Origin of the sequence: Cohaesibacter gelatinilyticus (genome assembly GCF_900215605.1) — a bacterium.
GTDB lineage: Bacteria > Pseudomonadota > Alphaproteobacteria > Rhizobiales > Cohaesibacteraceae > Cohaesibacter > Cohaesibacter gelatinilyticus.
Map to the genome: position 1 here is coordinate 272,682 of NZ_OBEL01000003.1, position 19,879 is coordinate 292,560.

Sequence of the window (19,879 nt, forward strand, 5' to 3'; positions counted from 1 at the left end):
TATCAAAGTTTGAAACGCCAGTATTTGTTCTCTATGTGTTCTTGAAAAGGTACGAAAATCCCTTTAAGGTTGTGATGAATAATGATTATCGTCAAAAGGCCTTGTCATGGTTGCACATGTTCAGACTGTCTCCTTTCAGGGGGTAACCGCCATTCCGGTGGATGTACAGGTGCAGATTGCGCCCGGCCTTCCTGCTTTTACCATCGTCGGCTTACCTGACAAAGCGGTAGCAGAAAGCCGTGAGCGTGTGAGAGCGGCGCTCACCGCGTCCGGTCTGGCATTGCCACCAAAACGCATCACCATCAATCTGGCCCCGGCTGATTTGCCAAAGGAAGGCAGCCATTTTGATCTACCCATCGCATTGGGATTGATGGTGGCGATTGGTGCCCTGCCCTCGGATTGTCTGGATGATTATCTGATTTTGGGAGAATTGGCATTGGATGGCAGAACCGCTTCCGTCGTTGGCGTCTTGCCAGCAGCTATAGCTGCCAATGGGCGAGATGAGGGTTTGATTTGTCCATCAGATTGCGGACCAGAGGCTGCTTGGGCGGATCCGGATATGTCGATCCTCGCACCAACCAGTTTGATCTCGCTTGCTAACCATTTCAAAGGTCAACAGGTTCTCTCCCGACCCAAGGCGGCCATTCGACAAGCTAAAGACAATAAGTTGAACCTTTCTGATATCAAAGGGCAGGAAGTCGCCAAGCGGGCCTTGGAAGTCGCTGCCAGTGGCGGGCATAACATGGTAATGGTTGGCCCTCCAGGTTCGGGAAAATCCATGCTGGCGTCGCGCCTTCCGACCATTTTGCCGCCTTTGACGCCAAAGGAATTGCTGGACGTTTCCATGATCCAGTCCATGGCGGGGCTGTTACCGCAAGGTCAGCTCTCAAATGCGCGCCCCTTCCGCTCACCCCATCATTCTGCTTCCATGGCGGCAATGGTCGGTGGCGGTGCGCGTGCCAAACCGGGAGAAGTGGCGCTTGCTCACAATGGCATCCTGTTTTTGGATGAATTGCCGGAATTCTCTCCGCAAGTGCTGGATAGTCTGCGCCAACCGATTGAAAGCGGCGAGGTTTCTATTTCCCGTGCAAATCATCGGGTTAGCTATCCGTCTCAAATACAATTGATTGCGGCCATGAATCCTTGTCGCTGTGGCCATGCTGGGGAGCCGGGTTTCGTTTGCAAACGCGGTCCCAGATGTGCCGCTGACTATCAGGCTCGGATTTCTGGTCCTTTGATGGATCGTATTGATCTGCGGATCGAGGTTCCAGCGGTTTCAGCCACAGATCTTATGTTGCCTCCGCCCAAGGAAGGCTCCAAAGAGGTGGCCTTACGTGTTGCCAAAGCCCGTGCCATCCAGAAAGAACGTTATAGCGCCAAAGGTCGTCCGGATGTTCTGACCAATGCGCAATGTCCGGCCAGCCTGATCGAGCAGGTGACCATACCGAGCGAAGGTGCCATGGATCTGCTGCGTTTGGCAGCAACCAGTATGTCACTCTCTGCTCGTGGCTATCATCGGGTTCTGAAAGTAGCGCGTACCTTGGCGGATCTGGCTGAGCGGGAGCAACCAGGTAAAGAAGACATCGCTGAGGCGCTCTCCTATCGAATGACATCCAGTACATCGCTGACCATGGCTTGATATTGGTAGGAGCATACAGCTCAGCGATCAAGGTTTTGGTCACAGATCTGTGCTATGACGGAAGAAATTTGATCCATCATAGCCAGAGCTTCTAGTGCTTAATGACCAATAGTTCCGATCCAATTCATGAAGAGCCGAAGCTTGAGGGCGAGCAGCGATCTGCTGTGGCCAATATCATGGTCTGGCTTCAGGCCCGTCCCTTTCTATTGGTTTTGCTGACTGCCCTGCTTTTTCTTATTGGGGTTGGACTTTTCTGGATAACGCCGAAACTTGGCTTTGTTGCGGGTTTATTGTGGGCACTTGTCGGCATTCTGGTCACGCTTCTGATCGGACAACATCAAGCTCCTCTTCCTGTTTCCGTTCAAACGACCGAACAAGACCATGAAAATGAGCAAGTGGAACTGGATCTATCCAGTCATCTGAACTTGCTGGATAGCGAGCTGGAGAAGCTCCATGATCAGAACTGGGAATTGCGCGAGGCTGAGCTGAAATATAACGCGCTTCTCAATCGTCAAGGAGACATCATCATCCAGCAAGGAGATGACGGAACCATCCATTTCGCCAACAAGGCTTTCGATGATTGGTTCGATCGGGGTGACAAGGAAATACCGTTCCAATGTGAAGAAGGCAGTCTGGTCGATATGGATCCGGATCATCTTGTTGAAGATGCAGGAGCCATGCAGGAACAAAATCGTGAGCGATCCGATATTCGCCAATATTCGCAAGGTCAGCTCAACGACACCCTGCTTCATGAAAAACTCATCGAAACCACACAAGGGCCACGCTGGTTCCGCTGGACGGAGACCTTGATGCGTTCTGCGCAACGCAAGGAAACCTTGCGACTGATCATTGCCCGCGATATCACTGCCTATAAACGTGTAGAGGCAGCAAGTGAAGCCAAGTCACGTTTTCTTGCAACCATCAGCCACGAAATGCGCACACCATTGAATGGCGTGATCGGCATGGCTAATTTGCTGGAACAAACGGAACTCAACCCAGAACAGATCAGTTATGTTCAGGCTCTGCGTCAATCCGGATCTTCCCTTCTCTCGCTGGTCAATGATGTGCTGGATCTCTCACGTGTTGAAGCCGGCAAGTTGACCTTGAAAGAAGACTGGACATCACCCATCCAGATCGTTGAGGAAGTTGCTGAATTGCTGGCACCCAATGCTCAGGGAAAAGGCCTGTCCATTGCAAGTTGGATGGCGCCGGATCTGCCGGAAAAAGTCTTGCTGGATCCTGTGCGCGTGCGTCAGATTCTGATCAATCTCCTGGGCAATGCCATCAAGTTTACCGACAGCGGTGCCATCAATATCTCACTGGAACTTTGCCTCCCCGCTCAGGCGCATGAGCTTCTTGGCAAGGAGTTGGATCTGGAGCAAAGTTTGCTGCATTTCTCTGTGCGCGATACTGGCATTGGCATTGAGGTAGATGAGCTTGAGCGTTTGTTTGAGGAGTTCGAGCAGATCGATACCGGGCGTAGCCGTCGTCATGATGGGGCAGGATTGGGGCTGGCCATTTCCCGTCATCTGGCCCAGTTGATGCAAGGTGATCTGATGGCTTCCAGTACGCCTGGTAAGGGAAGCCTCTTCAGTCTTTATCTTCCCGTAGCGGCTTTGGCACAGGAAGAAACAGAAGACAACGCCAAACCGCTGAAAGGGAAAAGCTTGCTTGGCATCGATCTCACTTCTGCTGATGAGCTGGCTTTTCGCTCTTATTGTCAGGATTGGGGCTTGAGCTTTCATTCCCTGACCAGTCAGCAATGGATCGCACAGGAAGATAACAATCTTGCACCAGATCATATCCTGATCAATGGTGCTGATTCGGAGCGGAGCCAGAAAATCCTTGATGTTTTTGATCCGGAGATTACCGGAATATTGACACGTCCCCTTCCCCGTCGACGTATTGTGCTGATTGAGCCGTCCGAGCGTTCCATGATCGCTCAGATGCGTGAGACGGGCATGACCAGCTATCTTGTAAAGCCGGTGCGCAAATCCTCTCTCTGGGCTGGCTTGCAAGGCGAAGCAGCTGTTCATACAGCATCGGAAGGGGTCGAACCCGCAGATGAAAAACCATCTGCTCCAATCACGACCGAGAGCGAAGCAGAACAACATGACAAGGAAACCTCTGATAAGCTGCATGTTTTGCTGGTAGAGGACAATGAGATCAATGCCCTTCTCGCCAAGTCCATTCTGACCAAGGCCAATATCAAGGTCTCTATGGCCCAATCAGGTCAACAGGCTTTGGAACTGTATGATGAGCAAGCGGAGCATCCATTTGACGTTGCGCTTCTCGATCTGCATATGCCAGATATGGATGGATTGTCTCTTTTTGATCAGATGAAAAAGCGTGATCAGGTAACTGGGTGTTCCATTCCCAAAGTTGCCTTCACCGCCGATGCCTTGCAGGAAACCCGCAAGACTTGTCTGGCGCATGGTTTTGCAGATTTCATCGTCAAACCGGTTGATCCGCAGAATTTGATCAACACAGTGCATGCTACTGCCAGTCAATCAAATCATAAGTGATTGCGATATAGGAAGGATTTATTCTTTGCCAAGCGTCATATAACTGTGCAATTCTATATTTAAGTTGATTTGTCAAAGTGATGATTTGTCGGGCATGTTTTGGCTCGCGAACTTGCAAAATGCACAACCGCCTTGATGCCTCTTTCAACCGAAGCTGATATTGGCCCGGGCTTGTGATAGAAGGCAAAGACAATGGCTCAGAAACGTCTTTCAAATTCGGCTCAGATCGAAGGGCATCCACACAAGATCGCTCAACGCCCTATTCCTCCTTCCCTTCCCAAAAAGCTGATTTCCGCCATGCGGCGCAATCGCCTCAAAGATGGCCGGCGGATCTCTTCTGCACCCTTGACTCTTGGTCGCATTGGCTCGCTGGAAATCCGTCTGGCGCAAACGGAGCGGGAGGTAAAGAAAGCCCAGCGGTTGCGTTACAAGGTCTTTTACAAGGAAATGGGAGCCAAACCGAGCAACCAGACCAAATTGACTCGTCGTGATGCAGATGCCTTTGATGCCATTTGCGATCATCTTCTGGTACTGGATCATGCTTGCCCCAAAAAGAAGTTTCGTAAAAATGAGCCTCGTATCGTTGGTACCTATCGTTTGCTACGGCAGGACCGGGCGGATATGTTTGGTGGCTTTTACTCAGCCAATGAATTCAACATCCAGCCCATGCTGGAGCGCCACCCTGATGCGCGTTTTTTGGAGCTGGGCCGCTCCTGTGTCCTGAAAGATTATCGTACCAAACGTACGATTGAGCTGCTCTGGCAAGGCATCTGGGCCTATGTCCAGATCCATCGCATTGATGTGATGTTCGGTTGCGCTTCTCTGGCTGGTACTGATCCGAAAGAGCTTGCAGAGCCCCTCACCTTCCTTTCAAAGCAAGGCGACGTTCCAAAGGAATGGAATGTGGAAGCTTGGCCAGATATAGCAGTGCCACTGCAACAGATGAAGCCACAAGAGCTGAATGACAGAAAGGCACTGCGTCAGCTTCCGCCACTGGTCAAAGCCTATATGCGCATTGGTTGCTATTTTGGCTCATCTGCGATGGTTGACCATCAATTCGGCACAACGGATGTTTTCATCATCATGCCGATTGATCGGATTGATCGGAAATATATAGAGCATTACAGCACCGACCATGTGAAATCGGCGGTCGAACAGCGCGGCTAATTATTCACTGATATCAGATACAAAAAAGGGCCCCTGAGAGGCCCTTTTTCCTTGATCTTCATTCTGGCAATCATGCGCCAAGATTATAGGCAGCCAAAGCAGCCATATTGAGGATCTCGCTATCGCGTGCTCCGAGCGAGACAATCTGAACTGGTTTATCCAGACCTACCAGCAACGGACCCATGATGGTCGAGCCACCCAGCTCCTGCAGCATCTTGGTGGAGATGGAAGCAGCATGGAAGGCCGGCATAACCAGAACGTTTGCCGGGCCGGACAGACGACAGAAGGGATACGCTGCCATCAGGTCGCTATTCAGAGCCACGTCAGCAGCCATCTCGCCTTCATATTCAAAATCAACCCGGCGACGATCAAGAAGCTTTACAGCATCACGCAGGTTGTCAGAACGCTCCCCTTCCGGATGCCCGAAGGTAGAGTAAGCAAGGAAGGCAACACGAGGCTCGATACCCAGCTTGCGTGCTGCGCCAGAGGCTTCTTCTGCGATGTCAGCCAGTTCTTCTGAATTTGGCATATCATGCACGGCAGTATCAGCAACGAGCACTGTACGGTCCTTACAGAGCGAAATGGTCACACCAATCACTCGGTGGCCCGGGCGCGGATCGATGACTTTCTGAACATCCTCCAGAACGATGGAATAATTGCGGGTCACGCCTGAAATCATCGCATCCGCATCACCCATCGCAACCATGGAAGCGCCAAAAATGTTGCGATCATTGTTCACCAGACGCACGCAGTCGCGATAGAGATAGCCCTTGCGCTGCAAGCGACGGAAAAGATGATCGGCATAATCCTCAGAGCGAGTCGAATTTCGGGCATTGACCAACTCGATACCCGGACGGTTCAGATCAATCCCGGCTTTCTGGGCGGTGCGACGCACGTCGTCATCGCGGCCAATCAGAATGGCCGTACCGAGTTCCTCGTTGGCGAAGGAAATAGCGGCGCGCATGACTTGCTCTTCCTCACCTTCAGCAAAAACAACGCGTTTTGGATTGCGGCGAACTTTGGAATAGACGCGCTGCAGCGTTGAGGCCAAAGGATCGCGGCGGGCAGAAAGCTGCTGGGCATAATCAGCCAAATCCAGAATAGGACGCTGGGCGACACCACTTTCCATCGCTGCTTTGGCAACTGCTGGCGGAATAGCAGAAATCAGACGTGGATCAAACGGCACCGGAATGATGTAATCAGGACCGAATTTCGGACGATTGCCCTGATAGGCATTGGCCACCTCATCCGGCACATCTTCGCGAGCCAGAGCCGCAATAGCGCGAGCAGCTTCCACTTTCATGTGATCATTGATCTCGGTGGCGCGCACATCCAAAGCACCACGGAAGATATAGGGGAAGCCGAGAACGTTGTTGACCTGATTGGGATAGTCAGAACGACCGGTGGCCACAATGGCATCTTCACGCACGGCATGGGCTTCTTCCGGTGTGATTTCCGGATCTGGATTGGCCATGGCAAAAATGATTGGCGATGGAGCCATGCTCTTGACCATCTCAGGCGTCAAAGCGCCTTTAACGGATACGCCGAAGAAAACATCAGCACCATCCATGGCTTCTGCCAGAGAGCGTACTTCGGTTGGAACAGCATGAGCGGACTTCCACTGGTTCATGCCCTCTTCACGACCTTGATAGATCGGGCCTTTGGTGTCGCACAGAATAACATTTTCGTGCGGAATACCCATGGCTTTGACCAGCTCGATACAGGCAATACCAGCAGCCCCCGCCCCATTACAGACGACCTTTGTGTCCTTGAGGTCGCGTCCGGTCAGATGCATGGCATTGAACAGGCCAGCTGCTGCAATGATGGCGGTGCCATGCTGGTCATCATGAAAGACCGGGATATCCATGACTTCCTTGAGCTTTTGCTCAATGATGAAACATTCTGGAGCCTTGATGTCTTCCAGATTGATGCCACCAAAGGAAGGGCCGAGATAGCGCACGGCATTGATGAAGGTATCAGGATCTTGGGTATCAATTTCCAGATCGATGGAATCCACATCAGCAAAGCGTTTGAAGAGAACGGATTTCCCTTCCATCACAGGCTTGGAGGCAAGAGCCCCAAGATTACCAAGACCCAGAATGGCAGAGCCGTTGGTGATCACGGCGACGACATTGCCGCGAGCGGTATAATCAAAGGCACGGGAAGGATCTTCTGCAATGGCCCGAACAGGAGCTGCCACACCCGGAGAATAGGCCAGCGACAAATCACGCTGGGTCGCCATGGGTTTGGTGGGTACAATTTCCAGCTTGCCCGGCCGGCCTTGCTGATGGAATTTCAGCGCTTCCTCATCGGTGACGGTTACACCGTTCTTGATATTGTCCTGTCCCACGTCGGGCTTCCTCTTCTCTCAAAACAATCAGCGGCTTTGACGCTGGTATGCGCAGCTTGAAAGGTTGGTCCTTGCGCGCAAATCACACCATCATTCATGTAAATCGGATCACGAGTTATGCACATTATTGCAAGCTGCTTCCAGTCGCAATCAGCCAAAAGGTTTCCTTTTGTGGTCTAGACACCCGCTTTGTTGTTAATGTGCGAAAAAATTGACGGGGATTCGCCTCTCCAGCCCAAGAATATGACGAAAAAAGACCAGGATTTCCGGGCTGGATCGAGTATGAATGTCCCCCAAAATCTATCGCACAAGGATAAATCAGGCCCCAAGTGATGAACGAGCAGAAGAATATCGCCAGCCAGCCACAGGGTACGAAAGTCGGTGGGAAAATTGCCATAGAACCTGGGCAAAAGATCACGCCCATGATGGAGCAATTCATCGAAATCAAGAATGCCAATTCCGATTGTCTGCTTTTCTATCGTATGGGCGATTTCTATGAGCTGTTTTTCGAGGATGCAGTTCATGCTGCCCAAGCACTCGGGATTACCCTGACCAAACGCGGCAAGCATCAGGGGCAGGATATCCCTATGTGCGGCGTACCGATCCATGCAGCGGACGGTTATCTGGATCGATTGATCGCTCTTGGTTTCAAGGTTGCGGTGTGTGAACAGACAGAAGATCCGGCAGAAGCCAAGAAACGTGGCTCCAAATCAGTGGTTCGGCGAGAAGTGGTGCGTCTGGTAACTCCCGGCACGCTGACCGAGGATAGTTTGCTTGATGCTGCCAGCTCCAATTATCTGACAGCCATTGCCCGGGTGAAAACCGGTGAGCAGGAAGAGGCGCTCTATGGTCTTTCCTGGTTGGAGCTCTCAACCGGCGAGTTCGGTGTCCAACAAGTCGACCACCTGCGCCTCAACGCAGAATTGGCGCGCCTTGATCCACGCGAAATCATCCTTTCCGACAATATCCTGCAAGAGTCAGACATCCGCGCACTGAACGAAGAGGTGAGGGGAGCATTATCTCCGGTTCCCCGGGCTTTCTTTGATGGTTCAACCGCAGCAGACCGTCTGAAAGACTATTTCAAGGTCTCTACCCTTGATGGGTTTGGTCAGTTTGAACGGGTTGAATTGATGGCTGCAAGTGCCGTTCTTGCCTATGTCGAGAAAACCCAACTGGGCGCGCGCCCACCTCTTAGCCCGCCTGTGCGGGAAATCTCCGCCCGAACCGTGTCCATTGATGCTGCGACCCGGACCAATCTGGAACTGATCCGTACGTTGTCGGGTGAAAAGAGAGGCTCACTTCTTTCGACCATCGATAAAACGCTCACAGGCGGTGGCTCTCGTTTGCTTGCAGCGCGCCTTGCATCTCCTTTGGTGGAGCTGGGAGAGATTATTGCACGGCAAGATTCCGTCAGTTGGTTTTTGGAACAGACTGGTCTTCGTGAAGATCTATCCGATGCCATAAAAATAGCACCTGATATGCCACGATCGTTGTCGCGGCTCTCTCTTGGCCGCGGCGGTCCACGTGATCTGCTGGCCATTCGTGGTGGTTTTGCTTCCAGTATCACTCTGTTGGCACAGCTTGGACAAAGCGTCGAACCTGAGCAATTACCAGCAGAACTGCTTCGTTCTTATGAAGCTCTTTCTGCTTTGCCTCAAAATCTTGGTACGCTTTTGGGCGCAGCATTGGATGACGAAGTGCCATTGCTGGCCCGCGATGGTGGCTTTGTGCGTTCGGGATATGATCCAAGCCTTGATGAGTTACGCTCGCTGCGTGATGAAAGTCGCCGCGTGATTGCATCACTGCAAGCCGATTATGCAGACCTGACCGGCATCAAAAGCATCAAGGTCAAGCATAACAATGTGCTTGGCTACTTTGTCGAAGTCACCGCCAACAATGCCGACAAACTGATGTCGGTACCATTGAACGAGACCTTTATTCATCGCCAGACATTGGCCAATGCCGTGCGATTCACCACTACGGAACTGGCGGATCTGGAGGCGAAGATTGCTTCGGCCGCAGGCAAAGCCTTGGCAATCGAACAGGACATTTTCGCCCATCTGGAGCGAGAAGTTCTGGCTGCCAGCGATATGATCAAGAACGCCTCTCATGCGTTGGCGGTGCTGGATGTTTCCATCGCTCTGGCCTTGCTGGCAGAAGAGCAGAATTACTGCCGCCCCGTGATAGATGAGAGTCTGGCCTTTCATGTCGAGGGCGGCCGCCATCCGGTGGTCGAGCAAGCGCTTATGAGCGACGGTGCCGATGCCTTTGTCGCCAATGATTGCAATCTCAGCCCGCAAAATGGTGAAACCAACGGCAAGATCTGGCTGATGACCGGTCCTAATATGGCTGGTAAATCGACATTTCTGCGCCAAAATGCGCTGATTGCCATTTTGGCGCAGATGGGGTCCTTCGTGCCCGCATCCAACGCTCATATCGGTCTGATTGATCGGCTTTTCTCTCGTGTCGGAGCAGCGGACGATCTAGCGCGTGGCCGGTCCACCTTCATGGTGGAAATGGTTGAGACCGCTGCCATTCTGAATCAGGCTGGTGAACGCTCGTTGGTGATTCTTGATGAAATCGGACGTGGTACGGCGACCTTTGATGGCCTCTCCATTGCCTGGGCTACGATCGAGAACCTGCATGATGTGAACAAATCTCGCTCTCTCTTTGCCACCCATTACCACGAGCTGACAGTCCTGCACGAAAAATTGCCACGTCTGGTCAATGCAACGGTCAAGGTCAAGGAATGGAAAGGCGATGTGGTTTTCTTGCATGAGATCATCCCCGGTGCAGCTGACCGTTCCTATGGCATCCAGGTGGCCAAATTGGCAGGTTTGCCGCCTGCAGTTGTGGGGCGCGCAAAGGCCGTGCTGGAACATCTGGAAGAGGGTGATCGCCAATCCAACGCCAAGACCATGATCGATGATCTGCCTCTTTTCCATGCAACTGCCCATGTAATGAGCAATGAGGAAGAGGAACCTGATGAGCTGCGTGTTGCACTTCAGGATGTCAATCCGGATGACCTCAGCCCAAGACAGGCGCACGAAATGCTCTATCAGTTAAAAGGAATGCTACAATAGGGGCGTGAATGGGGAAGGTGGGACCCAAGGTCTCACTTGACGCTTGTTGAATAAATCCTGACCCTTGTTCATGTCGGTAGGTCACTTGGCCTTCAATTTGCTTGAGAAATGGGCAAAGCGTATCACCGCAAACAGAAAGCCAGCTCACCATGATGAAGATAGCGCCCCAAGAAGATGGTTTGATTGACGTCGACCAAACCAGACAGGCCCTTCAGGAACTGGTCGAAAATCATGATGGCAAGTCAGATGATTTCAAACTGCGTGGCAAGATACTGGCGCTTTTCAAGGAGCGTTTGGGGCAGGGGCGCAAAAAAGCTGAAGAGATGCTGTTTGAAGATGGAAGCGGCATCCTCTGTGCGATCCGTTTATCCTATCTGGAAGATTGCCTGATCCGGCTGATCTATGACTTTGCCACCACCTATGTTTATCGGGTGGTGAACCCGTCAGATTCCGAGAAAATGACCGTTATCGCAGTGGGTGGCTATGGACGCGCGACCCTCGGCCCTCAGTCTGATATCGACCTGCTCTTCCTGCTGCCCTACAAGCAAACGGCCTGGGGTGAGAGCGTGGTGGAGTATATCCTCTATATGCTTTGGGATCTGGGTCAGAAAGTCGGTCATTCCACTCGCACGCTGGATGATTGTGTTCGTCTCTCCAAGACGGATATGACAATCCGAACGGCGTTGCTTGAAGCAAGACCTATCTGCGGTGAACAGCCTTTATATGATTCTCTGATCGAGCGTTATGACAAGGAAGTCATGCAGGATTCTGGCAGCGAGTTCATGACTGCCAAACTTGCCGAGCGGGACGCCCGCCATACTCAGCAGGGCAACAGTCGCTATATGGTGGAACCCAATGTCAAGGAAGGCAAGGGTGGTCTGCGTGATCTGCACTCGCTCTTTTGGATCGGGCAATATGTTTACCGGGTCCGCAAGGGTAAGGAGTTGATCGAAGCCGGGGTCTTTACGGCCAAGGAATATAGCCGCTTCAAAAGAACAAACGATTTTCTCTGGACCGTGCGTTGTCATCTGCATTTCCTGACCCGCCGAGCCGAAGAACGCTTGAGTTTTGATTTACAGCGAGAACTTGCCGGACGAATGGGATATGCCAGCCGTCCGGGTCAGCACTCGGTCGAGCGCTTCATGAAGCACTACTTTTTGGTCGCCAAGGAAGTGGGCGATTTGACCCGCATTTTTTGTGCGGCTCTGGAAGAGGATTTCGGGCGTCAGGCTCCAGGGATCAACCGTTTCTTCTCCTCCATCCCGTTCCGTCGTCGCAGAAAGATTCGCGGTCAACAAGATTTTGTCATCGAACATGGCCGTTTGACGATTATGGATGATGAGGTTTTCAAACGCGATCCAGTCAATCTCATTCGTATCTTTGCAGTGGCGGATAAGGAAAATCTGGCTTTCCATCCTGACGCCATGCAATTGATCCGTCGCTCTTTGCGACTGATTACGCGTGTGGTGAGAAAAGACAAGGAAGCCAACAGGCTCTTCGTCAAGATCCTGACCTCCCGGCGAGATCCCGAAAGTATTCTGCGCCGCATGAACGAAGCTGGTGTTTTGGGGCGCTTCGTACCGGAATTCGGCAAGATCGTCGCCATGATGCAGTTCAATATGTATCACCACTACACGGTTGATGAGCATTTGCTGCGCTCGGTGGGAATTCTTTCCGAGATCGAAAAGCGAAATCTTGGAGAAGAACATCCGCTTTCCCACGAACTGATCCGCAAGCTGGATGATCGGGTGGTCCTGTATATGGCGGTCTTCCTGCATGATATTGCCAAGGGAAGACCGGAAGATCATTCCATCGCCGGGGCCAAGGTTGCCCGTGGCCTCTGTCCGCGATTTGGATTATCCCGAGAGCAAACAGAACAGGTGGCCTGGTTGGTACAAGAGCATCTGACCATGAGCACCATTTCTCAGAGCCGTGACTTGGCTGATCGCAAGACCATCCTGGATTTCTGCCATTCCGTCCAGACCATGGAGCAGATGAAAATGCTGCTCATTCTCACTGTATGTGACATCAAGGCGGTTGGCCCGGATGTCTGGAATGGCTGGAAAGGACAGCTTCTGCGTACCCTCTATTATGAGGCAGAACCGATCCTGACCGGCGGTCATTCCAAAACATCGCGGGACGCACGTCTTGCACATATGAAGGAGCAATTTGTCGCCAAACTGGAGGGCTGGAGCAAGAAAGAGGTCAAGTCTTATCTCGATCTGCATTATCCAGCCTATTGGTTGCGCACCGACATGGACAGCGCATTGGAGCATGCCGAGCTGATCCGCTCTGCGGATAAAAAGGGACAATCAATCGCTGTTTCCATCAAGACACTGGAATTCGAGGCCATCACTCAAATCACCATTCTTGCACCCGATCATCCGCGTCTATTGTCCATGATAGCAGGAGCTTGTTCTGCGGCTGGTGCCAATATCATGGATGCCTTGATCTTTACCACCACAGACGGGCGCGCGCTGGATACCATCTTCATTTCTCGCGAATTTGAAGAGGACAAGGACGAGCGTCGTCGCGCCAATCGGATTGTTGATTTGCTGACGCAAGTGCTGAAAGGAGAAACACGGCTTCCTCCTCTGGTCGCGCAAAAGGAAAAACACAAAAAGCGTTATCGTGCCTTCCGCCGGACACCAAAAGTCACGCTCAACAATGAATTGTCCAATCAGGCAACGGTCATTGAAATATCTGGTCTGGATCGTCCGGGTTTGCTCTCCGATCTGACCAGGGCATTATCGGCATTGAATCTCGATATCGCCTCGGCGCACATCATTACCTATGGCGAGCGTGTCGTGGATAGCTTCTATGTAACCGATCTGACCGGTGCGAAAATCACCAATGTGGATCGAAAGCAGGCAATCGAAGAGACCTTGCTTGCGGCTTTGAAAGGCAAAACAACCAAATCCCAACCTGTATAAATAGGGGGCAGTGTTTGAGCAGCACATAATCTGCGATAAAAATTGATCCGGCCTCAAAAAGAGCTATAAGTCGGTGACACTGTTTTTGCTGTTTGGTTGATTGAAAGTGCTGCCTCCATGTCCATGCTGAAAAACTTTGCCACAGTTGGTGTGGCAACGCTTGCAAGCCGCTTGCTTGGCTTTGTGCGTGACATGTTGATGGCTGCAACGGTAGGGACCGGGCCGGTGGCTGATGCTTTTCTTGTCGCATTTCGCCTGCCAAATCTGTTTCGTCGTCTCTTTGCGGAAGGGGCGTTCAACTCCGCTTTCGTGCCAATTTTTGCTGCCAGTTTGCAGGAAGAGGGCTCTTCTGGTGCCAGAAAAGTTGCGGAAGAGATCCTGGCGGGTCTCTTGCTGGTCTTGTTGCTGTTCACGGCTTTGGCAGAACTTGCCATGCCATGGATGATCCATATTCTGGCACCGGGTTTTGTGGAAGACGGAGCCAAGTTCGATCTGGCGGTTGTGCTGACTCGCGTCACTTTTCCCTATCTGCTCTGCATGTCCCTCATCGCCTTTCTTTCGGGTGTCCTGAATTCTCTGGGTAAGTTTGCAGCTGCCGCCTTTGCACCGGTCCTGCTCAATATCGTTCTGATCTCGACATTGGTGCTGATTTTACTGAATGGGGCAGGCAAAAGTGATCTGGCTGGCCATTATCTGGCTTGGGGTGTTTTTGTTGCGGGCTTTGTTCAGTTGGCATCCCTGGTTCTGGCGATCAGGAAAGCAGGCTTCCCAATCTCCTTGAAACGTCCACGCCATACTGGCAACACCAAAAAATTGATCAAGCTTGGCATTCCCGGCATCATTGCGGGTGGTGTTACCCAGCTTAATATCACCATCGGTACGATTATTGCCTCCTTTCAGGCGGGTGCGGTCTCGTACCTCTATTATGCAGACCGCATCTATCAATTGCCGCTTGGTGTGGTTGGCATCGCCATTGGCGTGGTTCTTCTGCCAGATCTCACCAGAAAGGTAAGAGCAGGGAATGAGGATGCCGTTATTGGCTCTCAAAACCGGGCCATGGAATTTGCCATGTTTCTGACGCTTCCTGCGTCCATCGCTCTGGCGGTTATCCCGGCACCGATCATTCAGGTTCTGTTTGAGCGCGGTAAATTCAGCGCAGATGATACACAACTCACGGCAATGGCGCTGGCTGCCTTCGCTTTCGGTCTTCCGGCTTTCGTACTCAACAAGGTCCTTTCACCGGGTTTCTTTGCCCGTCATGACACCAAAACGCCAATGAAATTCGCTGCTATCGCCATGGTGGTCAATGTTGTCGGGTCGCTCATCCTCTTTCCATTCATCCAGCATGTCGGTATTGCGATTGCTACCACAGCGGCGGGTTGGGTGAATGTGATTCTCTTGGCCGTTAGCCTGCAACGACGCGGGCATTTCGTCGCAGATGCATTGCTGATTCGTCGACTGACCCTGTTCCTTTTGGCTTCCCTCATCATGGGGGCAGGGGTCTATGCACTACAGCAACAAATGCTTGGTTGGCTGCAAAGCTCGAACCTTTTGAATCAGGCGCTTGCTTTGGCTGCTCTGGTAATCGCGGGCATAGGGCTGTTTCTTGTTGCGACATTGGGCACTGGAGCCATCCACCTATCAGAGTTGAAGGCACGTCTTCGCCGTCGTTCGGCTTGATCTTCCGCTAATATTCTTTGGGCATTTACCCCAATAGCAACAAAGGCCTTGCAACCTTATCGTCCTTGACCGATAACCACCTCTGTTTTTGTTGAGCCTACGGGGCTCTCCCTCCCCCCCTTGCGCGTCCAACCGCTTGGGCAACATGAAGAGGATATGATCATGGCCGCTTTTGAGCCACGCGTCTTTTCCGGCATTCAGCCATCTGGCAACCTGCATCTTGGCAACTATCTTGGCGCCATCACCAAATTCGTTGATCTGCAAGAAAGCTACAATTGCGTCTTCTGTGTCGTGGACATGCATGCCATCACCGTTTGGCAAGATCCTGCAGGTCTGGAACAGCGTACACGTGAAGTAACCGCAGGCTTCTTGGCAGCTGGTATCGATCCGACCAAACATATCGTCTTCAACCAGAGCCAGGTGCCGGTTCATGCCGAGCTTGGCTGGATCTTCAACTGTGTTGCCCGTATGGGATGGTTGAATCGCATGACCCAGTTCAAGGATAAGGCTGGCAAGAACCGTGAGAATGTCTCCACTGGTCTGTTTGTCTACCCGAACCTGATGTCTGCCGATATTCTGGCTTATAAAGCGACCCATGTGCCGGTTGGTGAAGATCAGAAACAGCATCTGGAACTGGCACGCGACACGGCTCAGAAATTCAACATCGATTTTGCCGATCGTATTGCCGATCTTGGCTATGGCGTAGACAATTTAAACCGCGATGCGACGACAGATCCGGAGAAAGTTTTCTTCCCTCAGCCAGAGCCTCTGATCGGTGGCCCGGCTCCACGTGTTATGTCCTTGCGTGATGGTTCCAAGAAGATGTCTTCGTCTGATGCCTCCGATAAGGCCCGTATCAATCTGACCGATGATGCCGAAACCATTGCACTGAAAATTCGCAAGGCCAAAACCGACGCTGAAGCGCTGCCAAGTGAAGTGGAGGGTCTGGAAGGTCGCCCGGAAGCTGCCAATCTGGTCGGCATTTACGCCGCTTTGTCTGGTAAGGAAAAAGCACAGATTCTAGGTGAGTTTGGTGGCTCTGAATTCTCCAAATTCAAGCCTGCACTTGTTGAATTGTCTCTGGACAAGCTCTCTCCAATCACGGACGAGATGCGTCGTCTGATGGATGACAAGAGCCATATCGACAAGATCCTCTGTGAGGGTGCAGAAAAAGCTTCAGCGATTGCCGAGCCAGTTCTGGATCAAGTCAAGGATATCGTTGGCTTCATCCGCAAGGCATAACACTCTTTAGGTACTGTGTTTGACTTTGCCTGAACAAAGAAATTGATAGCCCCTCCTGGATGCTCATGGAAGAAATGAGCATCCAGGAGGGGTGTTGTTTTTCTGGGAGCATCATGGAGCTCATGTCTTGCTCCGAACGTGTGTTCGTGGCAGGCTGACGCCATGGTTACAAAACGCAAAAGTCACGAAGCTGGCCATCGTCGCAAGTTTTTGGTTGTTATTGATGACACATCCGAATGCGACAGAGCGGTCATTTACGCTGCCCGCCGTGCTGCGAGCACCGGTGGAGCCCTTACAATGCTGATGGTGATTGAGCCCGGCCAGTTCCAACATTGGCTGGGGGTTGAGGAAATCATGAAGGCCGAGGCACGCGAAGCAGCAGAAGAAGTTCTGGCGCGCTTTGATGAACGGGTACGCGCAGTTGCGCAGATTTCACCGGAAAGTGTCATTCGTGACGGAATGGTAGCTGAACAGATCAGTGACTTGATCAATGAAGACGAAGATATCGCTATTCTGGTTCTGGCGGCAGCGACCGGCTCTGGCGACGGGCCGGGGCCTCTGGTATCCTCTATTGCAAACCATGCAAATGGGGCATTCCACATTCCGGTGACAATCGTACCCGGGGATCTGTCAGATGAGGATATTGAAGCTCTGGCGTAACTCTTTGAAAAAAAAGAAATAGCCAGTTGCGAGACGTTCGCGCTTGAAGTTTCCGTCAAAAAGCGTATCTCTCTAGTGAGACTGATAGATTTTGCGCACCGTCCCGCACGACCATAGGGATGTTGATTGCGCCATGGCCGAACCATATGAAGGAACAGACATGTTTATTCAAACCGAAGCAACACCCAATCCGGCTACCTTGAAATTTCTGCCAGGCAAGGTTGTTTTGGAAGATGGCACCCATGATTTCCGCTCCATGCAGGAAGCCGAAGTCTCTCCATTGGCACAAAAGCTTTTCTCGATTGAAGGCGTAGAAGGCGTTTTCTTCGGCTTTGACTTTGTGTCCATCACCAAAGGTGAAGCTGAATGGCAGCATATCAAACCTGCTATTCTTGGTGCCATCATGGAACATTTCATGTCTGGCGCACCCATCATGAAGATCGAAGAGATAACCAACGGTGGCGGCGAAGATTACGACGAAGCTGACGCTGATACCGTTGCTACCATCAAGGAATTGCTGGAAACCCGCGTTCGTCCTGCTGTTGCGCAGGATGGCGGCGATATCACGTTCCACGGCTTCCGCGATGGTGTTGTCTATTTGCAGATGCGTGGTGCTTGCGCCGGTTGTCCGTCATCCACCGCGACCCTGAAACATGGCATCGAAAACCTGTTGCGCCACTTCCTGCCGGATGTACAGGAAGTGCGTGCCGTTTAAGCACATCGATTGATATTGTAGAAATTTCAAAAGGGCTGTATGCAAACATCATACAGCCCTTTTGCATGGGGAAACTACGAAACCATCAGGATCGCCATCATGACCTCAGATCAGCAGCCCGGGCGTCAGATTTGTCTGGCAATCGATACGGCTCTCAATGCCTGTTCGCTGGCTTTGGCAATCTGCCCCGAAGAAGGTACAGAGCCGGTTCTGATCGAGAAGTCCATCTTGATGGATCGCGGCCATGCAGAAGCTCTGATGACACAGCTGGAAGCATTGATGCAGGAAGCTGAAGTTGACTATTCCGATCTGACTTGCCTTGCGGTGACAGTTGGCCCGGGAAGCTTTACAGGCCTTCGTGTTGGGCTGGCAACAGCGCGTGCCTTTGCCTTGGCACTCAAGATCCCGTTGGTCGGCCTGTCCACATTGCAGGCATTGGAAGTGACAGCCAGAGAGTTAGGTCAAGACGGGGTGATATGTGCAGCGATCGACGCCCGTCGCGGGCAGATCTATTGCCAGATTTTCGGATTGGATCATGAGAGCAAGCCAAAAGCCGCCAGCCTTGAAGAGGTGATGCAGGACCTGTCTTCAATGAAAGATGTGTCTTTGATTGGCAGTGCCTCGGAGCTGATTCGCCAAGTGCAGGATGAACCGCAAAACAATGAGGCAGGGGAGCCATCACTCCTTCCACAAGTGCCCGATATGGCGGTTGTTGCGAAATGGGCGCTAAAACAGCCAAAAACTGATATCAGTCCATCTCCACTTTACTTGCGGGCACCAGATGCAAAACCCCAAGTCGGGAAGGCCATTGCAAGGGCCTGATCTTTGTTTCACACTCATTGTGGGATGAAGACATAAACAAGACTGTGGGAGCATTTGGGTGATCTTCCCGATCAAAAATACCTCGTCGATTGCGCCGGCGATGCTGGAAGACGTGCCGGTTCTATCCGATATTCACAAAAAATCTTTCGCCCGTGCCTGGACCGATAGTGAGTTCCAGTCCTTTCTGGGTGATGATGGCATCGATTGTCTGGTTCTGCGGCGTTCAAACTTGCGGATAAAAGACAAGATTATTGGCTTTGTGCTGGTTCGCACAGTTCTGGACGAAGCGGAAATCCTGACCATTGCTGTGGATCCTGTCCAGCGAAAAACGGGAGCGGGAGAGCTGTTGATGCGTGAAGTTATGCGAAAGCTCTATGCAGATCGGATGGCCAAGCTGTTTCTGGAGGTGGACGAGGGCAACCAACCTGCGCTATTGCTCTACCAAAAGCTCGGGTTTGAAAAAGTCGGTGAGCGGAAGGGCTATTATACGAGTGGCAAAGATAGTGCCGCTACGGCCCTCATCATGCAAGTCGAGCTGGATGGCTAGAGCGCGAAGGAAACAGGATTGGAAAAGCATCCTGATCTGCAGAGGCAGCAAAGGGCAACAATGTGATGACCATCATCAAGAAGACCGCCATCGAGGATTTGTGTGTCAATGCCGGTATGAGAATGACCGAGCAACGGCGTGTGATTGCCCGCGTCCTGGACGCTGCAGAAGATCATCCAGATGTGGAAGAATTGTATAACCGGGCATCGAGTATTGATAGTGGCATTTCCATTTCTACCGTCTATCGCACGGTCAAATTGTTTGAAGACGCTGGCATTATCGAGCGGCATGAATTCCGAGATGGTCGTGCGCGCTATGAGACCATTTCCGATGAGCATCATGATCATCTGATCGATTTGCGTTCTGGCAAAGTGATCGAATTTCGCGATGAGGAAATCGAGCGTTTGCAGACTGAAGTTGCTCGTCGTCTTGGTTTCAAATTGGTGGATCATCGTTTGGAGCTGTACGGGGTTCCACTTGAGGATTCAAAGGATTAGTGAGCCAGTTTTTCCCTTG

General features: G+C 51.9%; 13 protein-coding genes. 12 read left to right on the forward strand and 1 reads right to left on the reverse strand.

Annotated elements, in window-relative coordinates; genetic code table 11:
• Nucleotides 1–106: 106 nt before the first annotated feature.
• The 3 genes from CRO57_RS15165 (at nucleotide 107) to olsB (ending at nucleotide 5,331) form a co-directional block, all read left to right on the forward strand.
• On the forward strand, nucleotides 107–1,639 hold the full coding sequence (locus CRO57_RS15165; RefSeq protein ID WP_097154313.1) for a YifB family Mg chelatase-like AAA ATPase: 1,533 nt from the start codon (nucleotides 107–109) through the stop codon (nucleotides 1,637–1,639).
• A gap of 101 nt (nucleotides 1,640–1,740) precedes the next feature.
• Nucleotides 1,741–4,164: a PAS domain-containing hybrid sensor histidine kinase/response regulator gene (locus CRO57_RS15170; protein ID WP_097154314.1), complete on the forward strand. Its 2,424-nt coding sequence runs from the start codon at nucleotides 1,741–1,743 to the stop codon at nucleotides 4,162–4,164.
• Nucleotides 4,165–4,356: 192 nt separating this feature from the next.
• On the forward strand, nucleotides 4,357–5,331 hold the full coding sequence (gene olsB / locus CRO57_RS15175) for a l-ornithine N(alpha)-acyltransferase (RefSeq protein ID WP_097154315.1): 975 nt from the start codon (nucleotides 4,357–4,359) through the stop codon (nucleotides 5,329–5,331).
• A 70-nt stretch (nucleotides 5,332–5,401) separates the two neighbouring features.
• On the opposite strand, the gene CRO57_RS15180 is transcribed toward olsB, so the two are convergent.
• A complete protein-coding gene (locus CRO57_RS15180; RefSeq protein ID WP_097154316.1) occupies nucleotides 5,402–7,681 on the reverse strand; it encodes an NADP-dependent malic enzyme in 2,280 nt (759 codons plus the stop codon).
• A gap of 332 nt (nucleotides 7,682–8,013) precedes the next feature.
• Here CRO57_RS15180 and mutS point away from each other — a divergent pair, with 332 nt between their 5' ends.
• The 9 genes from mutS (at nucleotide 8,014) to CRO57_RS15225 (ending at nucleotide 19,860) form a co-directional block, all read left to right on the forward strand.
• Nucleotides 8,014–10,764 carry a DNA mismatch repair protein MutS gene (gene mutS, locus CRO57_RS15185; protein WP_097154317.1) on the forward strand — a complete coding sequence of 917 codons (2,751 nt, stop codon included), beginning with the start codon at nucleotides 8,014–8,016 and terminating at the stop codon, nucleotides 10,762–10,764.
• A 101-nt stretch (nucleotides 10,765–10,865) separates the two neighbouring features.
• A complete protein-coding gene (locus tag CRO57_RS15190) occupies nucleotides 10,866–13,697 on the forward strand; it encodes a [protein-PII] uridylyltransferase (protein ID WP_280176187.1) in 2,832 nt (943 codons plus the stop codon).
• A 117-nt stretch (nucleotides 13,698–13,814) separates the two neighbouring features.
• Complete coding sequence (gene murJ, locus CRO57_RS15195) at nucleotides 13,815–15,377, forward strand: murein biosynthesis integral membrane protein MurJ (RefSeq protein WP_097154319.1); 1,563 nt, start codon at nucleotides 13,815–13,817, stop codon at nucleotides 15,375–15,377.
• 162 nt (nucleotides 15,378–15,539) lie between these two features.
• On the forward strand, nucleotides 15,540–16,619 hold the full coding sequence (trpS, locus tag CRO57_RS15200) for a tryptophan--tRNA ligase (RefSeq protein WP_097154491.1): 1,080 nt from the start codon (nucleotides 15,540–15,542) through the stop codon (nucleotides 16,617–16,619).
• Nucleotides 16,620–16,781: 162 nt separating this feature from the next.
• Nucleotides 16,782–17,279 (forward strand): universal stress protein, encoded by a 498-nt coding sequence (locus CRO57_RS15205; RefSeq protein ID WP_097154320.1) that lies wholly within the window; start codon nucleotides 16,782–16,784, stop codon nucleotides 17,277–17,279.
• 160 nt (nucleotides 17,280–17,439) lie between these two features.
• Complete coding sequence (locus CRO57_RS15210; protein ID WP_097154492.1) at nucleotides 17,440–17,994, forward strand: NifU family protein; 555 nt, start codon at nucleotides 17,440–17,442, stop codon at nucleotides 17,992–17,994.
• 99 nt (nucleotides 17,995–18,093) lie between these two features.
• Nucleotides 18,094–18,816, forward strand: a complete 723-nt coding sequence (tsaB, locus tag CRO57_RS15215) for a tRNA (adenosine(37)-N6)-threonylcarbamoyltransferase complex dimerization subunit type 1 TsaB (protein ID WP_170956125.1) — start codon at nucleotides 18,094–18,096, stop codon at nucleotides 18,814–18,816.
• Nucleotides 18,817–18,874: 58 nt separating this feature from the next.
• Entirely contained in the window at nucleotides 18,875–19,363 is a 489-nt protein-coding gene (gene rimI, locus CRO57_RS15220) for a ribosomal protein S18-alanine N-acetyltransferase (protein WP_210200883.1), read from the forward strand.
• Between the two features lie 65 nt (nucleotides 19,364–19,428).
• Complete coding sequence (locus tag CRO57_RS15225) at nucleotides 19,429–19,860, forward strand: Fur family transcriptional regulator (RefSeq protein ID WP_097154322.1); 432 nt, start codon at nucleotides 19,429–19,431, stop codon at nucleotides 19,858–19,860.
• Nucleotides 19,861–19,879: the final 19 nt, after the last annotated feature.

Excerpts from the sequence above, each read along its gene's own strand:
- CRO57_RS15165 (WP_097154313.1), top strand. The coding sequence starts at position 107 with ATGGTTGCACATGTTCAGACTGTCTCCTTTCAGGGGGTAACCGCCATT.
- CRO57_RS15170 (WP_097154314.1), top strand. The coding sequence starts at position 1,741 with ATGACCAATAGTTCCGATCCAATTCATGAAGAGCCGAAGCTTGAGGGC.
- olsB (WP_097154315.1), top strand. The coding sequence starts at position 4,357 with ATGGCTCAGAAACGTCTTTCAAATTCGGCTCAGATCGAAGGGCATCCA.
- mutS (WP_097154317.1), top strand. The coding sequence starts at position 8,014 with ATGAACGAGCAGAAGAATATCGCCAGCCAGCCACAGGGTACGAAAGTC.
- murJ (WP_097154319.1), top strand. The coding sequence starts at position 13,815 with ATGTCCATGCTGAAAAACTTTGCCACAGTTGGTGTGGCAACGCTTGCA.
- trpS (WP_097154491.1), top strand. The coding sequence starts at position 15,540 with ATGGCCGCTTTTGAGCCACGCGTCTTTTCCGGCATTCAGCCATCTGGC.
- CRO57_RS15205 (WP_097154320.1), top strand. The coding sequence starts at position 16,782 with ATGGTTACAAAACGCAAAAGTCACGAAGCTGGCCATCGTCGCAAGTTT.
- CRO57_RS15210 (WP_097154492.1), top strand. The coding sequence starts at position 17,440 with ATGTTTATTCAAACCGAAGCAACACCCAATCCGGCTACCTTGAAATTT.
- tsaB (WP_170956125.1), top strand. The coding sequence starts at position 18,094 with ATGACCTCAGATCAGCAGCCCGGGCGTCAGATTTGTCTGGCAATCGAT.
- CRO57_RS15225 (WP_097154322.1), top strand. The coding sequence starts at position 19,429 with ATGACCATCATCAAGAAGACCGCCATCGAGGATTTGTGTGTCAATGCC.